This is a genomic window from Nocardia sp. CC213A (genome assembly GCF_030766805.1).
Taxonomy (GTDB): Bacteria; Actinomycetota; Actinomycetes; order Mycobacteriales; family Mycobacteriaceae; genus Nocardia; species Nocardia otitidiscaviarum.
In genome coordinates this window covers 100299-120959 of the sequence record NZ_JASFXA010000021.1, presented here as the reverse complement: position 1 = coordinate 120959, position 20661 = coordinate 100299, and the positions used below count along the sequence as shown (strand labels likewise).

The following is a 20661-nucleotide window of genomic DNA, read 5'->3' as shown; positions in this document are numbered from 1 at the left end:
GAGTCGCACCAAGGGTTTTCGGTGACGGGGTCTCGAAGACACGTCGGTGATCGCAGGCCCCGATGGCATGTCGCCCCTCTCATCAGGGAGGCGACGGCCGTTACCGCAGTCGCGGTAGCGGCCGTGCACATCGGCGCCGGATAGTCTCGGATCGCCGGAATCTATGGGATATCAGCTGACCTGTCGGTAGTTCGTTGTCCAGGCAGCGGTGTTCAGTTGTGTGCTTCTATCCAGAAGTCGATGTTCGCTTGCGGGCGAGAGTAATTGGCTAGCGGCGTACAGGTGGCGTGAAGCGTGGTCCAAGGCTGTTCGTCGGTGAACCGGATGCGCAAGGCGAGTTGCGCAGGCCGATTACTCGTGAGGTCCGCGAGGACCTGCAACAAGCCCAGCATGTCGGCGGGATGGGTCTGTGGGTTGCGGTGACGCCAGAGGATCATGCGGGGGTCCTCGCAGCAGCAGAACGAGTGCATCAAGGTCGTTCGCAGGTCCATCAGCGCCGAGCCGTGACCGCGTGGTGTTCGGGCGGACAGGTGCTCGGTCAGCGGATCTCGGTCCGGCGCGGCAGTGATGTCGGTGACATCGGCGATGATGCCGCGAACGACGCGCTGGCCATAGTGGTCGGTGGTCGAACGGACCGCCATCCACAAGTGCCGCCGGGACTTCGTGTCCGGGGCGTCGATGACGAGGCTTCCGCACCATCGACAGGCCGGATCGGCGGGATCGAACAGGGCGATCAGCTCCAGTCGCTTCTCGATCCAGACGACACGCTCCAGCAATGCGGGCAGAGTCCAGGTCGTGTCGGTACGGAACAGGGTCGGCGCTGGTCCGTGCGAATCACCGAATCGCGCGATGAAACCGGCATCGAACTCCAGCGGGATGACGGGCGTCACCACAGCGGGTTCGGTCTCGCCGACCTGCATCCGCACGGCGTGGACAGCGCCGGATGGGCCGAGGATCGGGATGCATGTCGCGAGTATCGGAGACCGGTGACTCGGCAGCTCGCCTTGGCAGGGCATCTGTTCCGACACTGCCTCGGCGAGCAGCGCGAGTCCAGCATCCACCGATGTAGGGGCGACATACGCCAGACCGTTCCCGCGAAACGCTCGAAACAGCCGGTGAAATCGGTGCGGGCCCTCGTCGTCGACGATCACAGTCGGTTCGAGCTCCGGTCCGGTCAAACACTCCACGAGAAGATAGTGACCCCCGAACCCGTGATGGGAGTCGCCCGCGTGCGGGGTATCCGCAGGTTCCGGCCGGGCGCTGTGGGGAGAACCCCCGCGCTCGAGAGGTGTCGAATGCGCGTCTGGCTGCACTGTGGTCATCTCCGCACCTCCTCGTCGTGCTGGCCATCTGTAGCGAGAACTGGTTCGCTTCCACCTCCCATTCGACCAGCCACGCCGTTGTTTCAGAACGGCCGCGGACAAGGCTGAAAACTAGGCTTCAAGCTAGGCAGATGCTGCACCAGATTGCCGCGTCCGTCTCCGGTCCAATCGACCTTGAACGGGGGCGGAACGGCTCTGACCTGCATCGACGGACATCAATCGGGTGGTACGCGGAACGTTTGCTGGAGTACGGTGATGTAGGCCATAGCTTCAACAAACCAGGAGGCGAATCGCGGAGTCCGATGGGGGATGGCGATGACGACAGGGCAATCGGAATACGGTGCGAAGAGGCGAGCCGCGCAACAACCGGGCGGACAGGATCACCACGGTCCAGGACTGAGCCCGGGTCCCGCGCGTGGTCGCGGTGCAGGACGCGTGCGGCCGAATACCAAGCTGATCGAGCTCCGGATCGCCCGCGGCTGGACCCAGGAACAGGTAGCGCGCGCCATCGCCGACCTCGCCGCGGCGCATGGGAAGACGACAGGTATCACCGCGAACACGGTGTCACGGCTCGAGCGGGGCTCATGCTCATGGCCGCACACGTTGGTCGCCGAGTTCGAGTGCCTGTTCGAATGCTCTGCGACGGACCTGGGGTTCATCAACCGCCGTATGGGACGGTCCGCGGACCGGTATCGCAGCGCCGAGCAGGCTATCGCCGAGCCTCCGCCCGATCCGCCAGCGCCGCCTTTCCCCGCTGTGATTCCGCTGGGTTCCACCGTTGCCGAAGCACCCAGCCCCGATGTCTACTCGCCGCTACTGGCGGCCTACGGCACCCCGCAGCTCTACATTCTCGCCACCAACGAGGAGTACCGGCGAGCCTTCCCCGGCATCACCGTCGGCACTAACCTGCTGGAGTGGGCGGCGTTGAACCCGATCGCCCGTGAGGTGCTGGTGGAGTGGGAGCCGGAGACCGAGTTGCTCGGCAATTCGCTGCGCCAAGCCGCCACCAACCCGCACAACAGCGAGGCCCGAGCGATACTGGCCAAGTGCTTGGACCAGTCGCCTGAGTTCCGGGCGATCTACGACCGTGGACACACCGCCATCCAGCGTCCGCGCTCGTACCAACTGCTGCGCGACCCCGACACCGGTGTGGTCACGCGAGTGGAATGCAACATATGGGTCGCCTTCACCAACGGCGAACCGGCCCACTTCTACATCGGCAAACCGGCCGAACAGAACCCAGGAGCCGAATCCTGACGACATAGGACACGGCGGTCCACCGGAATGCGGGGGATCACACCAGAGCCACATCCCATCACTTGGAGCGAGCCGGTATAGGGACCGGCGGATACGGGACACCGCCTATGGCCTCAGCGCGGTCGTAGAGCCGATCATTGGCCACTGACATCCGCGCAGCTGTGCTGCAACCAGGCGAAGCCGTGCGCAGAAACGCGAACAGCACCGCGTCCGAAGGTGCACGTAGCATCGGCACCGGCCCGGGAGAAAAGCGTTTGATCAGAATGACACCGCTCAGGCCAATGTCGGCGGGTGAGGTCTCGGCCAGCGTCGCCTCGATGAGCTCGACGGCGTGGTCGGCGGGGACGATGACCTGGCCCCACGGATGCGGGCGATCCCACTCACCGACCTCGATCAACTTCTCCACGTCCGGCCGCATACGGTCGGCAAACTCTTCAAAAGTCAGTTCCTCGACGTCGATCGGTGTCAACCCCTGGGGCGGGCTGCTCACGTCGTACACCACGGCCTTGAGTTCGAATCCGGAGGACTTCACCTGACCTGAGATGTGATCTGCGGTGATCCGGCTCTGCGCGGCAAGGAGTTCCGCCGCCGAGGCGTATCGCACGCGGCACGACAGCACATTCTCGGGCGCGGTGATCAGGCGCAGAGTCGCCCTGGTGATGATGCCGTGGCGGCCCATCCCCGACCGCAGTGCGTCGAAAAGCTGGCTTCGGTGCCGCGGCGAGCAGGTGACGACCTCTCCGGTGTGGGTGACTGCTTCGAGTTCGAAGACGTTGGCGGCTTGGGTTCCGTGGATATGCGAAGCTCCGCCGATTCCGGCAGCGGAGAGCGTCCCGCCCACGGTCAGGTCGAGGTAGTCCGTGAGCACCGGCGGAACTAACCCGCGCGGCAGCGTGGCTTCCAATACCTCCCGCCAGGTCGCACCCGCCTCCACGACGACGCGGTCCCCGAGCACTTCGTGTACACGCGCCATGCCGCGCATATCGACGGCGATGCCGTCGGTCAACGACTCACCGCGGGAAGAGTGCCCGCAACCGCGGGCAATCACATCCACTCGAACCCTCGTCTCCTCGTTCCGGACGAGCGCGGCGATCTCCTCCGCAGAGCCAGGGCGCACGACCAGACGCGGAGTTCGGCTGACGAGGCCACCAAAATCACGCGTCGCACCGTGCAGGTCCGCCTCCGCCATAGCCCGAACTGTATCGAAAGGCCGCAAGTTCGCTCTGCTACGAGGGTTCCCCGCCGAGTCGAGGCCGCTGGGCATAGACGTACAGGTGAGTTTCGGGATCTGCCTCATCGAGAGCGGGCGTATACGACACGACCCGCATATCGAGGCAGATGAAGCCAGCCTGCTCCACCACTGTATGAAGATCGCCGCGCAGATAGCCGCTGACCCGGACGTCCGTATCCAGGAAGGTGACCGCCTCGTCGTCGAGATCGGCCTCGACCATGCTGACCAGTAAGTATCCGCCCGGCTTGACGGCATCGTGCAGACCCGAGAGCGCTAGCCGGATATCGGACCGGGGCAGCATCAGCAACGAGAAGAATGCGACCGCGCCGTCGAATCCGACTTCGGTGAACTCCAAGACATCACAGGTATGGAAGGTGGCCTCCGGAACCGCTGCCGCCGCAGCCGAAATCATCGCGGGTGAATTATCAATGCCCACAACCTGTATCCCGGCATCGACCAACTGGCGGGCGGTCGGAACACCACTACCGCAACCGACATCCAGGACTCGTGCGCCTACTCCCAAGCGTTCGGAGAGCCAAGCCACCGCGCGAACCTGTTCGGGTCGGTCCGAGTACGCCAGCTCGTAGTCCTCGACCAATCGATCGAAAGCCAGCGCCTGCGAGGTCCCCTCGCTCGTTGCCGACACCTGGTCAGAGCCCTTCGATAACCTCGGCTGCCCCTCATCCATCATCAACGCGCACCCCTCGCTCCGATCGGATATCAACGATACCGCTCAGCCCTCCACACGATCGGCCAGTTCGCCCGGTCGTCGATGGAATCGCCCGAGGCTATGCGCGGGTAGCGACCACGCCGGTTCACGTCATCAACCGGTGCCCTGGACTACCAGGAACCAGTCTCCGGGCTGTTCTGCATGTAGAACTCGCTCTTGGTCGGCCACATCGCTGCAACTTCAACTTCGTCGCATGAAATCTGTGGCATCTTGTGGTTTCGACCATGTCGAAGCAGGTCGTGTCCGGTAGGCCTTCGATTACGCGGCCGGAGGCAGATAGCTCTCGAGCCCGGTGGCGATCCGGGTGGCGACGGCACAAGGGTCTTGCTCGCGGTACATGGTGTTCTCCACCTCGAACAGGACGTTCGCGCCGCGTGTTTCGAGTTGCAGGCCACACTTGTACGGGTGGCTCTCGCCTTCGAGGTGATAGATATTGCCGCGGTAGGAGCCGACCGTGGTCGGCGTGATGTCCTGGTATCCCAAGGACCAGTCCACATCTCGCTCAAGGTATCGGATGCTGACAACGTAGTCGTTGCCGGACCACACGCACACCGCGCCGGGCACACCACCATTGGCTTTGCGCTCCATGCCGACACTCTGCATCGCGGATTCCGGGAAGGCGGTACATGGATCCCATTCCGGAGCGGCCTCGCCAGGATCGGTGTTCTGCCCACAGCCACTCGCCAGCACCGCGACCGCCACTGCAGCGGCGGCAACAGCGGATGCTCGTGCAGTGAACCTGGCGATCATGAGACGTCCCATCTGTTGGCGACCGCAGGCGCCGCACCTGCTCGTAGCACCGGCACGAAGATCTGGTTGCCCGGTTCGACGCGCTCGCCGCCGAAGACGACCTCGCGGACGATCTGGCTGCCGAGGGTGTTGTCGTCGACGTACTGGCCGAGTCCTTCCACGCCGCAGTCTTCGAGGATCTTCGGGATCTGGGTGGCTTCGGTGCTCTTCATGTGGTCGAACGGTTTGAGTCCTCCGGCCCCGTCGCTCAAGTCCTCGGGGAGGGTGCTGGGGTCGAATCGGCCGTTGTCGATGAGGGCTTGGAGCATCACGTAGCGTTGGGCGGCGCGGTGGCGCTCGGAGGTGTCGCCGGGGCTCGGGTCGTTGTCGTGGCCGTCGGGCATCTCGAAGTTGAGCACGGGGTAGGACAGGTCTGGTTTGTCGTTGAGCGCGGCGACGGCCGGATCTTTGCCGAAGGCTTCGATGGAGGCGATCATCGGCGACCAGATGTATTTCTCGCCGGGTAGGAGTTTGACGGGCAGGTTGATCCATTCCTTGGCGGCCAGGTAGCTGGCGCCGTAGAGCTCCTTGCGGTGGTTGTACTCCGCGGTCGCGTCGTAGTTGTTGAGACCGATCTCGGCGGCGAGCCCGCCCTCGACGAGGCCTTGTAGTCGCCCGGAGTACACCGCGAGATCTTGGCCGCCGTCGCCGCGGGCGAAGGCGCGGTCGAACTCGTAGGCGGTGGCGATCGCCGCGCCGTTGAGCAGGGCCCCGCCTTCGCCGTCGGCGTTCATGAGCGCGAAGACGCGGGTGGCTTCTACGGGGTTGAGGGTGCCGAATCCGTGTGTGCCGACCAGGTTTTCGTCGACGTCGACCATGTTGCCGACATACGGTACGAGCGCTTTGGCGATGTAGCGTTCGGCGGTGTTGTCGTCTTTGAACAGTGTGTCGAAGTTGTTGACGCCATCGGGGGACTTCGCGGAGGAGATGATGTCGGCCAGTGCCCGCGCGGACTTGCCGGCCTGGGTGGCGTCTGCGAGTTGGCTTTGATAGTCGGGATGCCCGGGCGGCACCTCGACGTGGGCGTTCTCGGGAATCCAGTTGAACATCTTCTGCACTGGTGAGTTCTCGACGCCTTCGGGCCAGTCGTGCTGGGCCAGCGCCATGACGGTGGCATCGCGGCGGTAGTCCGCGCCCAGCTGTTCCGGGGTGCCCTCGCCGGTGAAGATGATCGCCGAGGCGTCGGTGTTACGGGAGGCGACCTCGACGGTGTTGCGGATGGTGTCCTGCAGGACAGCGGGGTCGCTTGGAAGGGCTCGTTGCGTACCGGGGTCGGTGACGACCTCGGCGAGGAACCCGCCTTGCCGGTACAGCTCGGTGCTGAGTTTCGTGCCCGGGGTGTAGCCCTCGTCGGCGAGTGAGAGCGCGGTGGTGAGCCCGCGCAGGTTCTCATAATGCGCCAGCCCCGCCCGGTACTGGCCGACGTTATCGGGATCGGGGTAGGTGATGGTGTTGCCGTCGGGTAGATGTCCGGGTTCTCCGGGCTGTTGGGCGGTGGGAAATTCGACCACGCGGCTGGAGATCAGGTCGCGGTATTCCTGCGGCAGCTGTTCGTAGCCGCCCTCGATCTGCTTTCCGTCGGCCTTGACGCCCTTGACGTTCTCGTTCGACAGCAGCATGAACGAGTTCGCCAGTGCCTGCGCCTTCGCCTGCCCTTCCGGTCCCTGGGAGTTGAGCTGTTCGCTGAGCCGGGAGAAACCTTCCGGCCCGGCAGTGTCGAGGAATCGTTGCGTGAACTCCAACGTCGAAGCTGGCACCACCACCGACCGGCCGTCCTGCAGAGCGGCCTGCTCTTCATCGGTCAGTGTGACCTGGTCGAGAATGGTATCGACCTGGTCGAGCACCTCTGGAGGGATCTGGTCGGAGCTGTTGACCTGTGCGCCCAGCCGTTCGCCGGTCGTGCCGTCGACCGCGGGATTCTCCACGCCCGGCCCGTGGCTCGGCAGTTCGGCCATGGCCTCGTTGATGCCCGTGGCGACGCTGTCGGCCATGGCCCCGGCCGCGATCAGCCCGGCCTGCAGCGACGATGTGTACTGCTCGGCCTGCCGCTGCAACGCCGCGAGTTTGATCGCCGCGCTAGCGCTGTCCTTGTCTGACATAGCGTTGGCCAGCTGCGACAGCGACACCGTCACCGTGCCGTCCTCACCCCACAGATAGCCGCCCGCGGTGATGGTGGCCAGCAAGTCGGTGACGGTCGTTTTGGCGAACCGCAACGGCTCCACCCCGAGGGCGATCGCCTGACCCGCTGTCTCGAGCGCCCCGGCGGCTTTGTACCCCTGATCGCGGATCACCATGCCCTTGTCCCGGGCGGCGGTACCGAACTTCCCGACCAGATAGTCCACGGAGTTGCCGACCGCGTTGTAGGCGTTATCGAGGTCGGTCGTGAACCGTGCGGCCTGCTGCGTCCAATAGGTTCCCTGCCGAGCCAATGCGTCGAGGTCCCACGCCTTCACCTGCGATACGGTCGGGATCGACGTCCCGCTCACCGCAGACCCTCGCCTAACCGCGTGAACCCACCCGCGGTCTGCGCCTCCTGCGCCAGCACCGCCGCCAGCCCGTTGTCGGTACGCACAGCCAGCACCCGCACCTGCTCGGTGGCCGCCTGCATAGCATTGGTCGCCGTCGTGGAACCGGACAGGCACGCCGCATTGATCGCGGTCCCGGGCAGCAGCGGACTCATCGAGATAGCCGACTCGAGTGTCTGGTCGTCCGCGCGGATCGACGCCAGCGTGTCCGCCGCCGAGTTCAACGTGGTGACTAATCCGCGTGTGAGTTCCGGATCGACGTAGATGAACTCCTCGGCGTCATACCCCACAGCCGATCCCCCTTTACGTGCCTACCAGTACGTTTCCGCCGGTCACTCTACTGGACCAGCACCACGGGCTCCACGGCCAAGATCAGGACCCACTACCAGTCGTTGTCGGCGGCGATGGGCGAACGCGGCCGCAACGGACTGTAATCCTCATCGGCGGGATCGCCGCGCCCGTAATCGTGGGCTGGCGAAGGGGAGGGCGCCGGATTCGCTCCCACCGCGGTGGGCAGCGACCGTTCGGGCGCATCGCCGATCTCGGCCACGACATCGGTCACCCGAGGGTCCGCCCACGCCTCTCTGACCAGATCCTCGACCTCGGCTTGGGCCTGCTCTCGTGCACCGTTGAGCAGGCGGGTGAGCAGCGGCCCTAGCTGCCGACCACCAGGAAAGACGCCCTCGTCGATATGGACCGCAGCAACCCGCCCGTCGGCGTGCACACTCACCGAAACGCCAGCAACCTGCTGCACAGCGTGACCGCTGGTCAACGCGTCAGCGACCTTATCCAGCTTCGTCCCCAGGGACTCGCTGTACGCGGGCGGATTCGACGGCGCTGAACTCACTGGATAACCCCCTGCCTGCTTCGGGCGTGCTCGTCGATCACAGTACGGGACACATCAACGGAACGAACCTGCGTCCCGGCGCAGCTGGTCCGAATGTCACGGACCGCCCGCTCGTTGTTCGAACCGCTGGAATCCGGCGCATTCGCCGCGCCTGGGTTCGGCGGATCGGTCATGCTGGATGCGGTAGCCGTGCGCAGGGGGCTGGTCACGATGCAATCAAGGTGCTGTCCGATCACGTCGGCGAGCAGTTGCGGCTCTCCGAGCAGCACCTCGACGAGACCGCGGCGAATCAGGCTGCCTGGCACAGCTATTACGCGCAGGCGCAGACCGAGGGGGAGGCCGCCAAACGCGCCAAACCCTTCTGGAAACGGATACTGGCCATCCCCACCGAGGCCGAGGAAGCCGCACAGCACCACGTCGACCAAGCCGCTCGGCAGGTGGCGTGGGCGGACTACAGCACGCAGCAGGCATACGGCCGGATGCAACAGCACGGGTCGGGTGCCTACGGTGAGGACCTGCTGGCCTGGAACCTGTCGGCCCTGCCCGACGACTGGGTCATGCTGCGCGGCTACCGAAACCGGCGCGGCGAGACCGACAGCGTGCTGATCGGACCCGACGGAATCTGGGCCATCGAGGTCAAGCGCCGCCGAGTTCTGCTACACGCGGTCGACGACCAGTGGTGGTTCCAGAAGATCAGCACGCGCGGGAATGTGTACGAGTCCGAATGGGCCGTCGACGGCGGCGGCCGCAGCTGGCCTCAGCAGGTCGGCCAGATCGCGCACGACCTGGAGACATGGCTGACACGACAAGGGCATCAGATCGCAGTCCACACAGCGGTCATGCTCATGCACGAGCACGCCCAACTCGTCGAAGTAGCGAACCCCGCGGTCGATTTCGTCGGCACCGACCCCCACCGGCTCCTGAATACGATCAAGTGCCTCTCCTCGCACCTGACCCCAAGCGACTGCGCCGACGTCGTTCGGCTGGTCGAGCGCGACCATCGCTTCCACGCCAACCGCCGACGACCGTGAATCGATATCGGGTCTTGTCCATGGCTGCTGGCAGTCCGTTCCTCGGATCCGTCCATCGAATAAACGCCCAGTACTTCGCCCCTACATCCTCCCGGGTCATCCGGCGACCAATGATTCGCAGAAGCGACTCGGAACGTCACACCTGGCGACTACCTTAAGAAGGTGACTCCAGCGCTACGTGCAGCAGAGTTCCGCATTCGGCCTGCCGGGATCTTCAGGAGCTCTTGGACACCCTTGCGGGCCGTGAGGTCGACTTGCCCGCCCTTCGCGCGCTTCCTGCTCGATCCGCCGCCCGGAAGCTGACATGTACATGAATGTTGTTGTACCAGTACACTTTCCAGTGTGTCAGTGGTGGAGCGTAACGTTCTGTCGGCTTGGAGCTAAGCCATGATGAAGGTGCTGCGCGTGTGCGCGGCTGACGATGGGAGTGCCGGGGATGGGCATTGGGGATGAAGTTCGGCGCAATGTGGAGCTCAAGAAGCCGCTGACAGCACTGATCAACAGGGGGTGTCTGCCGGTTGGGGGCATTTTCAGGCTCGACTATGATTCAGCGATCGTCCTCACCGATGACTTCAAGAAGCGCGAGGCGGGCGGCGTACCGCGGGGTGGGTTCCTACTCGCGGTTGCCGGCGATAACACCGACTCGGGATTCATCCTTGAGGATCAGGAAATTATCCTTCTCCGAGTGCGGGGGACGGCACCGCTTCCCAACGAGTCGGAGCTGATCCAGACTCGATTGGCGGTCGTGCGCGATGCCGGTGCGTCAGGCGTCGGGTTCGACGACGTCACCGACGTGCTTACCCGAAATGAGCTGCAGCAGTCCGCCTTTGATTGCGAGGTTCTCGGCACCTTCTACACGGAGACCGACGACCGCGAAGCGTCGATCGAGTTCGGCGCCGATATCGACAACGTTGTGGTTTCCGCTCGCTATCAGGTCTTCTTGCCTTCGACGAAGGTGCTGTCCTGGCTGGCTTCCTACCCCGAGCCCGCCCAGGCTCGCGATTCCTTGCCTATCGGGAAGGTTCGATTCGCCGCAACCCGACGGAAGGCACTGATCGCTGGCACCGACCAGGCCGAGGTCCGGATCGATGTTTCGGACTTCATCGGCCGCAAAACGGCGGTGTTCGGCATGACTCGGACAGGAAAGTCGAACACCATCAAGACACTGGTTACGGCGGTACATCGGTATGGTTCGGAGCACGACCGTGCCATTGGCCAGTTGATCTTCGACCCGCAAGGTGAATACGCCAACGTCAACAGGCAGGACGGTACGGGACTCCGTCTACTGGGGGACGACGACAGCACTGTTCGCATATATAAGGTCGAACCGAGCCAGTCCGACAGCCGCGAGAAGCCGCTACGGATCAACTTCTACGACCGCGAGGTACTCGAGGCCGCCTGGAGCCTCGTGAGCGACGCCACCTGTTCGGTGAATACCAACTACGGCAGGGACTTTCGATCCGCAGTTCTTGCCGAACCCGATGTCAACGACCACAGTGAGCGATCCCGGTGGGGCTGGGCGCTGGTCGCCTTCTACGGCCTGCTCGCCAAATGTGGCTTCCCGGGCGCCTCATTTCCACAGGAACTGAAGATTACCGCACCAGCGGCACCGATGAACGCCTTCATGACCGCGAATCCTGATGCTGTACTTCAGGTCGGAAGGGCTGGAAATTATCGCGTAAAATCGCCTTCTGCCGCTCGTGCTCTGGCAGAATGGGTGGGCGAAAACCCCGATGACTTCCCTAAGTGGCATGACACCGAAAGATGTCACTTCAGTGCTGTTTACGGCGTTTATAAATATACGGGCGTAACCTCCGCGATCCGCGCAATCCGCCCGTTCCACGGCGCCCAGTCGACTGGAGACGTGAGCGAACATCTGTGGCAGGATATGCTTGCTGGCCGTTTGGCGATCGTTGATCTTTCCAGCGGCAACGACGAAGTCGCCAAGGTCATGTCCGAGATAATCGTCAACCACCTCCTCAATCGCGCGGGGGAGCGATTCCGTTCCGACGACGAAGCAGTCGATATGCAAATCGTTGTCGAAGAAGCCCATAACCTCTTCGAGCGAGGTGGGCGCAACGTAGTCGACGATCCCTGGGTGAGGCTGTCCAAGGAAGCAGCTAAATACCGCATGGGCCTGATCTACGCGACCCAAGAGGTCACCTCCGTCGACAAGAGAATTTTGTCGAACACCTCGAACTGGTTAATAGCCCACCTCAACTCCGGCCACGAGACGCGGGAGTTGGCGGACTACTACGACTTCAAGGTCTGGACACCAAGCATCATCCGTGCCGAGGATATCGGCTTCGTACGGATGAAAACTTACTCGGGCAAGTACATCGTGCCGGTACAGATTGCCAAGTTCGACCACAGCATGGTCAACGCCGCCCGCAAGGCCGCCGGCCTTGAGGCCGTGTACGTCCAGCCCGAGAGCGAGTAGTCGATGTCCTACACCGGAGAGAAGGCTTCCCGTCTAGGACACGTCGGCACAGCCCGTAACCAGGCCGTCAAAGACGCCCTTGAGCGTTGGGCGGTCACCAGCGCACGCCCGACTACCGACAGCGACATTGCCGGACTGTGCGCACCGCTCAAGGACTTGCCGTTGGTCGGGAGTATCGACGACGTGGACTTCTCGATCACGGTCGATGGTTCGGACACCGAGGTTGAGGCGACACGCGACCACCCCACCGTGAAGGTCGGCTACCTTCGGGTCGCCGGATCAATGGTTCGACTAGATGTGTTCCGGGAACTCGCGCGCGCCAGATACATCGACCCGCGGGATGTCCGGCAAGCTCACAGCGAGTATGCATTCGACGTCGCTCTTCCCGGCTGCCAGCTTGCCCGCCCGGGTATGAGTGGCGTCGAGACCTGGCGGGCCGAACTCGATGACTTCCTCAGCAGCGCGCGCTTTGACTCCAGCACCACAATGACGCTCGCTGACGGACTTCTTGCGTTGCACGGCACCCGCGATGCCCCTGCCCGCCGGATCGGATTACGTGTGTGCCCCAGTTGTGGGCTCAAGGCCACAGATGCTTCGACCCTCACCGTAACCCGCACCGGCGGGTCCTGTCCTTCATGCAAGAAGCCCCTGTTTCTGGCGGATGTGCTCCGCACATATGAGGAGTACAAGGTCGAGGGATCGAACTTCGAGCCGCTCGGGCGTGTCATGACCGCAGCCGAACGCCTGATGTCTTTGTGCTATTTGAACTTTTTTGCCGACAGCGCCCCCGACGTGCTAAGACACACGATCTTCATCACCGACGGTCCGCTGGCACTCCACGGGCCCCTTGCCCCACTCAAGAGGCGCTTCCAGGAACATCTGAGCGATCTCAGCAGTTGGTGCACGCAAAGAGAACTGGCGGCACCGCTCATGGTCGGTATCGAAAAGCAGGGCGCCTTTGTCGAACATGCTGAGCTGATTAAGGACTTGATCCCGGCCGGTCACATGATGCGGCTCCCGACCCGCTACATCAACCGAGTCCTGGGGAGACCAGAGGGCAATCAATACGGCGAGGACGAGTTCTACGGCCGACGCTTCATATATCGCACGCGTGCGGGCGACCCCCTGGTGATCACAGTCCTGCCAGCAGCGGGACTTTCACCCTACAACCTGAAGACTCCCGAGGTCGAAGGCTGGGATGCCTACCCGACGCTTCGGCTGATATGTGAGGTGCTGGACTCACTCAGAACTCGCATGTACCAACATGCCGTCGTTCCTGTCGCGCTGGCTCACTCGGCGGCCGCGCTGCCGCTCGGCGTCGGGCGATCTGTGCTAACTATGATGGCGCAACAGAACATCCCAGGGCTGAAATCCGACTTCCAGGCGGTCAAACCACCGACTTACTTCAGCAGATAGGCGGGACCGTGCGACCGAACGTTCAACAGTCCGGCAGAATACCACCATGCCGTCGTTGATCTTGCCGCCCGCTAACCTCGACGCCCGCGAACTCGCCAGGGGCGCACATCTTTACGGCTCTGGCGAAGCGATCAACACCAAGCCACGCCCGCTGGTGTCAGAGCTGGATCCAATCTCACACGACCTCGCCCACGGCCGCTACCAGTCGCCCCTGCGCTACCCCGGTGCCAAATCATCGCTCGCGCCCGTCCTCGGGCGGGTGATTACCTCGGCGAAAGAATCACGGGAGGTGCCCGAAATCAACCTCCTCGTAGAGCCATTCGCGGGTGGCGCGTCAGCATCACTGCGCATGATCGGCGACGGCACTGTCGAACGCATCCTTCTCGCCGATGCAGACCCCCTGGTCACCGCCTTCTGGCAGGCCGCCGCCGATGACACAGAGCGCCTGGTCGATCGGATGCACGACGAGTGGAAGCGCTACGTCCGGGACGGCGGCCAGAAGGCCGTTGAACGGTGGGACCACTGGCGCACTTGGACCCCCCGCCCCCGAATGAAACCGCGCAATCGTCGGCTGGCGACCGCGACGCAATGTCTGTTCCTGAACCGGACTACTTTCTCAGGCATCTTGCACGGCAAGGCCGGGCCGATTGGGGGGCGGGCACAGAAGAGTGCGTATCCGATTAGCTGCCGCTGGAATCCAGGTGCGCTCGAAGACCGACTTCGATATATCGGACATCTCTACAAGACGGGCCGTCTTGTAGACGTCTGGTGCAAAGATTGGCGCCAGACATTGGACGACGTTCCCGAGTACTACCCGCAGCTCCTTCCATCCCGGGTGGTCGCCTACCTCGATCCGCCTTACGTCGAGAAGGCCTCTCACCTCTACCGGGCCTCGTTCGATCCCCTCGGAGGCTACGGCGGCGACGGGCTCGGGGCGGCCCGACCCAGCGACTACACTCTGCATCTCACTCTGGCTGACTACCTTAGAACGAAGGCGCAGTTCCGGTGGTTGTTGAGCTACGACAACTACCCTGCACTCACCGAGAGCAAGTGGCTCTACGCCCACAACCAGATGACACCGTCGCACTCTGACCGCGAAGTGCTCGGCGTACGCTCCTGGCGAATCAGCAAACGCCTAGTCAGCACTCGGTACTCGGCAGCTGGTCGAGTCGGAAAGCGGGCTGCCGAGGAACTGCTGATAACGACTCTCCCGCCGGCCACCGTTCCGATCGACGAGGAGCTGCGTGCGCTCAAGAACACTCCCACCACGAAATAGGAGTGAGAGACCCGAACCTATCGCGGCTGCGGGAGGGGGTCGTCCCACTCCGGAATCGTCAACGACCCCAACGACTGGTGCGACGAACATGACACACCTACCTACATCGTCGACCTCATCAAACGAATCATCACTGTCAGCGTCGAGACGATGAAGCTCGTTGACCAGTTGGGTGAAGCCGTATAGGTCCGCTGCCTGCAGTCCCTGAAGTCACAACGCAAAGTCCGCTTCGGCTATAACTGTCCGTGAAAAATTCCCCGGTTGGCACTGTTCCCATCTATGTCGGGCCCCGCCAAGGGCCGAACCTGCGATAAGTCCTAGATGGACGGCACAGCGCTATATCGTGGTACGGGACGAAGGATTTGACCCAGCCCAAAACTACCCCAAACTTTCGGGGTGACTATTGGTGATCAGCCATGATCTGTCAGGCGAAGAATTTCGTCATCACCCCAGGTAGCGCACGCTACGGGGACTGTGCGTGATCGGCCGTGACGCCAGAAGACCCCCGAACCCTTAACAGCGGGTTCGGGGTTCGAGTCCCTGATGGCGCACCATATTCGGTGCGATCGCACCACACCGCATTCGGCGGCGGACAGCCCGGGCCACCGAAAATCTGTTCACCTCGTGCTGCCGACCGATTCCGGTTCACCACGGTCTACCTCGGTGAACCGGCGGTCAGGTCGGCCGGGCACCGATCACATCCGGTGTTCGAGTGCACTGCGACACGTAGCGGTCCGGATGGCCACTGACCATGTCAGTTCGGTCCTTGCCCGAGCGCCGCACATCAGTCGACCTCGCTTGCTGAAGGCCGGCAGAAGCGAAGTCCACAAGCGCGACGATGGCGTGATGAAACCACTATCCGCTTCATCTGCCGTTGTCGATGTGATTCCCGCTGTGACGCTCGGTGTGCTACCGCATACATCGGTGGTGTTCGCAGCGCTGCCTGCCCTGGCCCCCGAGTCCGCGCGACTGGATCCGGGTACCGACCAGTTTTTGTTGGCCGCGGCCCGGCTCGATGGCTCCGGCCGATTTCGTGCCCAGGCATTGCTGCGAGCGTTGGGCTGGCCACCATCGACACGACTGGAACTGCGTCAGACCGCGACAACAGTGACCATCCATGCCGACCCCGCCGGAAGTGCCATGGTCACGGCACGGGGACTCCTCGCGCTACCGGTGGCGACGCGACGCTGGCTCGGCGTCGAGGCCGCAGCCCTTGTCGTGGTGATCGCGCTACCCGCTCCCGGGCTGATGATCCTGGCCGCACCCGATCGGTTGGTCGCGGCGTTGTTGCAGTGTTCGGGGGCCGGTCATGTCTGCTGACCCGGACCGGATCGCCGAGGCCCGCCGAGTCTTGGCGGCTTTGGGGGTGAGCACGGCGGATTTGGAGCAACGCCCGCCGGTGCCGACGCTGGACGAGTACCTGCCGCAGATCATGGGTGCCGTCGGGCCCGGCATGCTGCGAACCTACCGCCCGTATTGGAATCACCTGTCGGTGGCGTTCGGTACGCGACGCCTGAACACGATCACAGCCACCGAGATCGAGAACCTCGAATATCGTGTCGCGGCCAACGCCGCCCAACGCAGCAGCAATCGCTACGGCCGATCCGCACGGGAGTCGTTCATCGCCGCGGCCCGCGCCATCTACAGCCGCGCCATCGCCGACGAACTGCTGCCGGCCGGATCGTCCCCGGCGCACCGAGTCGCCAAACCCCGCCGGTTACCCAGCACACGACGTGCACTGACCGCCGCCGAGCTCGAACAGATCAACACCGTCGCGCGGTCCTCCGGTAACGACCCGGTCCTGGATGCGCTGCTGCTGCGATTGCACACCGAAACCGCCTGCCGCCGCGGCGGTGCCCTCGGGTTACGGGTGTGTGATCTCGACGCCGAGGAGTGCCTGGTGCGACTACGGGAGAAGGGACAGACCATCCGGTGGCAGCCGATCAGTCCACCCCTGACCCAAGCGTTGATCCGCCTCGCCCACGCGCGAGGCGCCGGGAAACCGGGCACGAACCTGCTGCGCTACCGCGACGGTCGGCCGCTGACCTACCGCCGCTACGACAACCTGTGGAACCGTGTACGTGACCAACTGCCCTGGGCGGCCGCACAAGGCGTGTCGACGCACTGGCTGCGCCACACCACTCTGACCTGGGTCGAACGCAACTTCGGCTACGGCGTGGCCCGCGCCTACGCCGGACACACCGACCGAGCGGGCGCATCCACCACCACCTACATCAAGGCCGACGTCCAGGCCGTCGCCGGAGCATTGGCCGCAATGACCGGCCACCCGCACCCACTCGCCATCGACCCCGACAGCTACCCCGCAACCGCGCGGATCACCACCGCCCGGTCAACCGGGCCACATCCATCGTCCTGATGGTTGCCGTGACCTAGATCCTGCCTTGCCGGGGACTGTCGCGCAGTCCCGGCACAGCTCCCCGTCGTCCGAGCATCGGGCGGCGGGCGAATCGTCCCGCAGCGACACCCTCGGTCCCGGTCCTCACCCAGAGCAGCACAATCGCTCAACCTGTGGAAGGGCACAGCGAGGTTGGGCCTGGCTCTCGGGGGATGTGTCGCCTGCCAGGGTGATGGGACCACCGTTTTGCCAAGAGTATGGGACCGGGTTGCGTCCGGTCGCGGGGCCGTGTCGATGGTGACCGACGACCGGGCTGCCGGTCAATCCGGGTCGGTCGGATCGGCTGGTTTGCTGCGGCGCGGCTTCTGCCGCTGCCGGTAGGACTCGCCCTCGACGACGAGTTCGTAGGCGGCTGATTGCAGCCGGTCCATCGCCGACTGCGCCAGCAGCGGGTCGGCCATCATGGTCAGGATCTCGGGTGGTTCCCGGTTGCTGGTGATCACGGTGGAAGCCTTGCGGTGGCGTTCGACGATCAACTCGTAGAAATCGTTGGTCTCGATGGCTTCGAGCCGATGCAACGCGCCGCGGCCAGCACTACGCCAGCGTCCTGATCGACGCGGCCACCCATCAATGCATCGACGTGCTGCCCGATCGCCGCCGTCAGGTGTCGCAGTGGAGAGAGCGGTGCCGACAAGGTTGACCAACGCGCCCTCCTTTCGGCTGGTGGAGCAGCTCGAGCAGGCGGCTCACGGGCATGGCTGCGGCTGCAGCTTCGGCCCTGGCTTGCTGGGCGATCGTGAGAGCCTCATCGATCTGGCGGGCAAAACGAACGGCCGTGCCAGCAGGAGACGCGCCTGACCCGAGTGATCGTCGCGCTCGTGCTGGCGGTACTCGCCGCGGTCGTGGTCGCGGCGTTCACCTCCGGTGAGACCTTGTGGCAGCGACTGGAATTCGGTACCGATATCACCGTCGACGGGGTGCTGCAGGCGGCGGGGCTGTTGTTCTTCGCGTTCGCCGGGTACGCGCGCATCGCCACCCTCGGCGAGGAGGTGCGCGACCCGGCGCGCACCATCCCGCGCGCGATTCCGCTCGCCCTCGGTATCACCCTGGTCGTCTACGCCGCGGTCGCCGTGGCCGCGCTCGGGGTGCCCGGCCCGCAGCGGTTGGCAGGTGCGGGCCGAGCACCTTTGGCCGAGCTTGTTCGGGCGGCGGGCGCGGACTGGCTGGAGCCGGTGGTGCGCACCGGAGCGGCGGTCGCCGCACTGGGGTCGCTGCTGGCATTGATCCTCGGGGTGTCCCGCACAACCTTGGCCATGGCGCGGGATCGGCATCTGCCGCACAGCCTTTCGGCGGTGCATCCACGTTTCGCCGTGCCGCACCGCGCGGAGGTGGCCGTCGGGGTGATCGTGGCCATCGTGGCCGCCACCGCCGATCTGCGCTCGGCGATCGGATTCTCCTCCTTCGGCGTGCTGCTCTACTACGCGATCGCCAACGCCTCGGCCTGGACGCTCACCCGCGCCGAGAACCGTCCTGCGCGGGCCGTTCCGGTAATCGGGTCGGCAGGCTGCGTGGTGCTGGCGTTCACGCTGCCGGGCGGCATCGGTGCTGACCGGAATCGGGGTCGTGACGCTCGGGGCCGCACTGTACGCACTGCGGCGGCGCGGCATCTCCGCCGATACTGGATCCGCAGGCAGTTCGTAACGACATCCCGAACGCGGAAGGACAAAACGTATGTCCGAGAACCGAACTCGCTACCTCGATCGTCTCACCGCCACCAGCGCACCCGCGGCGGTGATCCTCATCCGCGGCTATGTGGGCGCGATCTTCCTGTTCGAAGGGATCCTGAAGTTCGCGCGCCCCGGCACCCTGGGCACCGGCCGCTTCGACAAGGCGGGAATCCCGGCCCCGGGATTCTTCGCCCCGCTGGACGGGATACTCGAAATCAGCTGTGGCGTACTCATTCTCGCCGGATTGCTCACCCGGGCGGCCGCGGTCCCGATGATCGTGAACATGCTCGGCGCGCTCCTGATCACCAAATCACCGATTCTGTGGGGCGATGCCGCGCTGTTCTCCGGCAAGTCCGGCTGGTGGGACTTCGTCCACGAGTCCCGCACCGATCTGGCCCAACTGACCGGCAGCGTCTTTCTGCTCCTCGTCGGTGCGGGCGCCTGGTCTCTCGACTCGCGTCGGAGCGCTCACCATGCTTCGGCGCCGGTATCGCGCTGAGACATTCACGGCTCGTTCCCGAGCACCTCGCGGGCCAGCTCCCGCAGCGTGCGCCGATCCTCGGCCAGAGCGCCACGCCCTGCCTCCGTGGCCCGGTAGACGCGCCGGGTCCGCCCGTCCACCACCTGCTGCTCGGATACGAGCAGTCCGTCGGCTTCGAGCCGATGCAGCGTCGGATACAGGGTGCCGGGACTTATCCGATACCCGTGATGGGCGAGTTCCTCGGTCAGCCACGCGCCGTGGACCGCACCCTCGGCGGCGTGATGCAGGATGTGCAGCCGCACCGCCGCCCGCTGAAACTCCCGCACCACACCACCTCACCCACGCGATGACGAAACCGATATCGGAATCCGATCCTACGGCGGTGACCACACCGACAACAGCGACGCCCACGGCCGACCCGTCCGGCAATTCCGGGCTGACTCCGCGACGGCGAGGACTCGCCGCGAACCCGAACCGATCAACTCCGACATCGACCTGATCGACCGGCATGCGCCCTTCTACGGAGGGAGGCCGATCCGACACGCGGCGCAGGGTCGTCATCGACGGGCCCTACCCACGCCCCTGCCTTCATGATCACCGACCGGGTCCGTCCAGTGGGACCATGGATGCACACGCGAGTCGCCGTGGCGGCGGCTCAGCCGACCGCCGGATCTCAGCGACGGTGCACAGGTCCGGTATCGCGAGTAGAGGTGAGCACGATGCGATTGGCGGGCGAGGCATTACGACTGACTATTTTCATCGGCGACAGCGATACCTGGCATCACAAGCCCCTCGCAGCGGAAATCGTGCACCGCGCCCACCGCAGCGGGCTGGCCGGGGCGTCGGTCTTCCACGGCGTGGAGGGCTATGGAGCCACCTCCCTGATCCACACCAGCCGACTGCTGTCGCTGTCGCAGGACCTGCCGGTCGCGATCGTCATCGTCGACGACGCGCAGCGTATTCGCCAGTTCCTGCCGCAACTCGACGAACTCGTCACGGAGGGCATGGTCATCCTCGATTCTGTCGAGGTCATCCGCTATGCGACCAGCGAGCACAAGAGGCGCTAGCGGCGACCGGCCGGGCGGTGATCTCGCCCACACGCGAGCCGCGCAGCGGCGGCCACGCGGCTACCCTGTGAACAACGATGCGGCGGTGGGGCTCGCCGCTCCGAGACCGGAGAACCGCGGCACCAGCGCCGCCAACAGTCCCTACCCGATACAAACCCCTAGCGGG

At 64.5% G+C, this 20661-nt stretch carries 17 protein-coding genes and 2 pseudogenes; 10 read left to right on the top strand and 9 right to left on the bottom strand.

Features of this window, described 5'->3' with window-relative positions:
- Positions 1-212: 212 nt before the first annotated feature.
- The gene (locus QJS31_RS30595) at positions 213-1322 is read right to left on the bottom strand and encodes a GAF domain-containing protein (RefSeq protein WP_306358310.1); all 1110 of its coding nucleotides are present in this window, start codon (positions 1320-1322) and stop codon (positions 213-215) included.
- A 669-nt stretch (positions 1323-1991) separates the two neighbouring features.
- On the opposite strand from QJS31_RS30595, the gene QJS31_RS30590 reads away from it, so the two are divergent.
- A complete protein-coding gene (locus tag QJS31_RS30590) occupies positions 1992-2579 on the top strand; it encodes a hypothetical protein (RefSeq protein ID WP_306358309.1) in 588 nt (195 codons plus the stop codon).
- A 58-nt stretch (positions 2580-2637) separates the two neighbouring features.
- Here the strand turns inward: QJS31_RS30590 and QJS31_RS30585 are convergent, their stop codons facing one another.
- From QJS31_RS30585 to QJS31_RS30560, 6 genes are all read right to left on the bottom strand, one after another.
- Positions 2638-3768, bottom strand: coding sequence for an FAD-binding protein (locus QJS31_RS30585; protein ID WP_306358308.1), 1131 nt, complete (start codon positions 3766-3768; stop codon positions 2638-2640).
- A gap of 37 nt (positions 3769-3805) precedes the next feature.
- Positions 3806-4501: a bifunctional 2-polyprenyl-6-hydroxyphenol methylase/3-demethylubiquinol 3-O-methyltransferase UbiG gene (locus QJS31_RS30580; RefSeq protein ID WP_306358307.1), complete on the bottom strand. Its 696-nt coding sequence runs from the start codon at positions 4499-4501 to the stop codon at positions 3806-3808.
- Between the two features lie 297 nt (positions 4502-4798).
- Positions 4799-5290, bottom strand: a complete 492-nt coding sequence (locus QJS31_RS30575; protein WP_306358306.1) for a DUF3558 family protein — start codon at positions 5288-5290, stop codon at positions 4799-4801.
- Positions 5287-7815 (bottom strand): hypothetical protein, encoded by a 2529-nt coding sequence (locus QJS31_RS30570; RefSeq protein WP_306358305.1) that lies wholly within the window; start codon positions 7813-7815, stop codon positions 5287-5289. The genes QJS31_RS30575 and QJS31_RS30570 overlap by 4 nt, the downstream gene beginning before the upstream one ends.
- Positions 7812-8144, bottom strand: coding sequence for a hypothetical protein (locus tag QJS31_RS30565; protein WP_306358304.1), 333 nt, complete (start codon positions 8142-8144; stop codon positions 7812-7814). Before QJS31_RS30565 ends, QJS31_RS30570 begins: the two co-directional genes overlap by 4 nt.
- 92 nt (positions 8145-8236) lie before the next feature.
- A complete protein-coding gene (locus QJS31_RS30560; protein WP_306358303.1) occupies positions 8237-8584 on the bottom strand; it encodes a hypothetical protein in 348 nt (115 codons plus the stop codon).
- 338 nt (positions 8585-8922) lie between these two features.
- Here QJS31_RS30560 and QJS31_RS30555 point away from each other — a divergent pair, with 338 nt between their 5' ends.
- The 6 genes from QJS31_RS30555 to QJS31_RS30530 all read left to right on the top strand — a co-directional run bounded on the left by QJS31_RS30555 (position 8923) and on the right by QJS31_RS30530 (position 17241).
- The gene (locus tag QJS31_RS30555; protein WP_306358302.1) at positions 8923-9732 is read left to right on the top strand and encodes a nuclease-related domain-containing protein; all 810 of its coding nucleotides are present in this window, start codon (positions 8923-8925) and stop codon (positions 9730-9732) included.
- 436 nt (positions 9733-10168) lie between these two features.
- A complete protein-coding gene (locus QJS31_RS30550) occupies positions 10169-12172 on the top strand; it encodes an ATP-binding protein (protein ID WP_306358301.1) in 2004 nt (667 codons plus the stop codon).
- A gap of 3 nt (positions 12173-12175) precedes the next feature.
- A complete protein-coding gene (locus tag QJS31_RS30545) occupies positions 12176-13588 on the top strand; it encodes a hypothetical protein (RefSeq protein WP_306358300.1) in 1413 nt (470 codons plus the stop codon).
- A gap of 46 nt (positions 13589-13634) precedes the next feature.
- Complete coding sequence (locus QJS31_RS30540) at positions 13635-14864, top strand: DNA adenine methylase (RefSeq protein WP_306358299.1); 1230 nt, start codon at positions 13635-13637, stop codon at positions 14862-14864.
- A 738-nt stretch (positions 14865-15602) separates the two neighbouring features.
- The gene (locus QJS31_RS30535) at positions 15603-16184 is read left to right on the top strand and encodes a hypothetical protein (RefSeq protein ID WP_282776471.1); all 582 of its coding nucleotides are present in this window, start codon (positions 15603-15605) and stop codon (positions 16182-16184) included.
- Positions 16174-17241 carry a site-specific integrase gene (locus QJS31_RS30530; RefSeq protein ID WP_282776469.1) on the top strand — a complete coding sequence of 356 codons (1068 nt, stop codon included), beginning with the start codon at positions 16174-16176 and terminating at the stop codon, positions 17239-17241. The genes QJS31_RS30535 and QJS31_RS30530 overlap by 11 nt, the downstream gene beginning before the upstream one ends.
- 299 nt (positions 17242-17540) lie before the next feature.
- On the opposite strand, the pseudogene QJS31_RS30525 reads toward QJS31_RS30530, so the two are convergent.
- Positions 17541-17801, bottom strand: a pseudogene (locus tag QJS31_RS30525) (ATP-binding protein); the annotation flags it as partial.
- A gap of 258 nt (positions 17802-18059) precedes the next feature.
- On the opposite strand from QJS31_RS30525, the pseudogene QJS31_RS30520 reads away from it, so the two are divergent.
- Positions 18060-18921, top strand: a pseudogene (locus QJS31_RS30520) (APC family permease); the annotation flags it as partial.
- Between the two features lie 30 nt (positions 18922-18951).
- Entirely contained in the window at positions 18952-19446 is a 495-nt protein-coding gene (locus QJS31_RS30515; RefSeq protein ID WP_282776467.1) for a DoxX family protein, read from the top strand.
- A gap of 5 nt (positions 19447-19451) precedes the next feature.
- On the opposite strand, the gene QJS31_RS30510 is transcribed toward QJS31_RS30515, so the two are convergent.
- Positions 19452-19754, bottom strand: a complete 303-nt coding sequence (locus tag QJS31_RS30510) for a PadR family transcriptional regulator (RefSeq protein WP_282776466.1) — start codon at positions 19752-19754, stop codon at positions 19452-19454.
- Positions 19755-20147: 393 nt separating this feature from the next.
- On the opposite strand from QJS31_RS30510, the gene QJS31_RS30505 reads away from it, so the two are divergent.
- A complete protein-coding gene (locus QJS31_RS30505) occupies positions 20148-20495 on the top strand; it encodes a DUF190 domain-containing protein (RefSeq protein WP_282776464.1) in 348 nt (115 codons plus the stop codon).
- Positions 20496-20661: the final 166 nt, after the last annotated feature.

What these genes read in the sequence shown, in the direction of transcription:
- QJS31_RS30595 (WP_306358310.1), bottom strand. Translation starts at nt 1,322, where the DNA reads ATGACCACAGTGCAGCCAGACGCGCATTCGACACCTCTCGAGCGCGGG.
- QJS31_RS30590 (WP_306358309.1), top strand. Translation starts at nt 1,992, where the DNA reads ATGGGACGGTCCGCGGACCGGTATCGCAGCGCCGAGCAGGCTATCGCC.
- QJS31_RS30585 (WP_306358308.1), bottom strand. Translation starts at nt 3,768, where the DNA reads ATGGCGGAGGCGGACCTGCACGGTGCGACGCGTGATTTTGGTGGCCTC.
- QJS31_RS30580 (WP_306358307.1), bottom strand. Translation starts at nt 4,501, where the DNA reads ATGATGGATGAGGGGCAGCCGAGGTTATCGAAGGGCTCTGACCAGGTG.
- QJS31_RS30575 (WP_306358306.1), bottom strand. Translation starts at nt 5,290, where the DNA reads ATGATCGCCAGGTTCACTGCACGAGCATCCGCTGTTGCCGCCGCTGCA.
- QJS31_RS30550 (WP_306358301.1), top strand. Translation starts at nt 10,169, where the DNA reads ATGGGCATTGGGGATGAAGTTCGGCGCAATGTGGAGCTCAAGAAGCCG.
- QJS31_RS30545 (WP_306358300.1), top strand. Translation starts at nt 12,176, where the DNA reads ATGTCCTACACCGGAGAGAAGGCTTCCCGTCTAGGACACGTCGGCACA.
- QJS31_RS30540 (WP_306358299.1), top strand. Translation starts at nt 13,635, where the DNA reads ATGCCGTCGTTGATCTTGCCGCCCGCTAACCTCGACGCCCGCGAACTC.
- QJS31_RS30535 (WP_282776471.1), top strand. Translation starts at nt 15,603, where the DNA reads ATGGCCACTGACCATGTCAGTTCGGTCCTTGCCCGAGCGCCGCACATC.
- QJS31_RS30530 (WP_282776469.1), top strand. Translation starts at nt 16,174, where the DNA reads ATGTCTGCTGACCCGGACCGGATCGCCGAGGCCCGCCGAGTCTTGGCG.
- QJS31_RS30515 (WP_282776467.1), top strand. Translation starts at nt 18,952, where the DNA reads ATGTCCGAGAACCGAACTCGCTACCTCGATCGTCTCACCGCCACCAGC.
- QJS31_RS30505 (WP_282776464.1), top strand. Translation starts at nt 20,148, where the DNA reads ATGCGATTGGCGGGCGAGGCATTACGACTGACTATTTTCATCGGCGAC.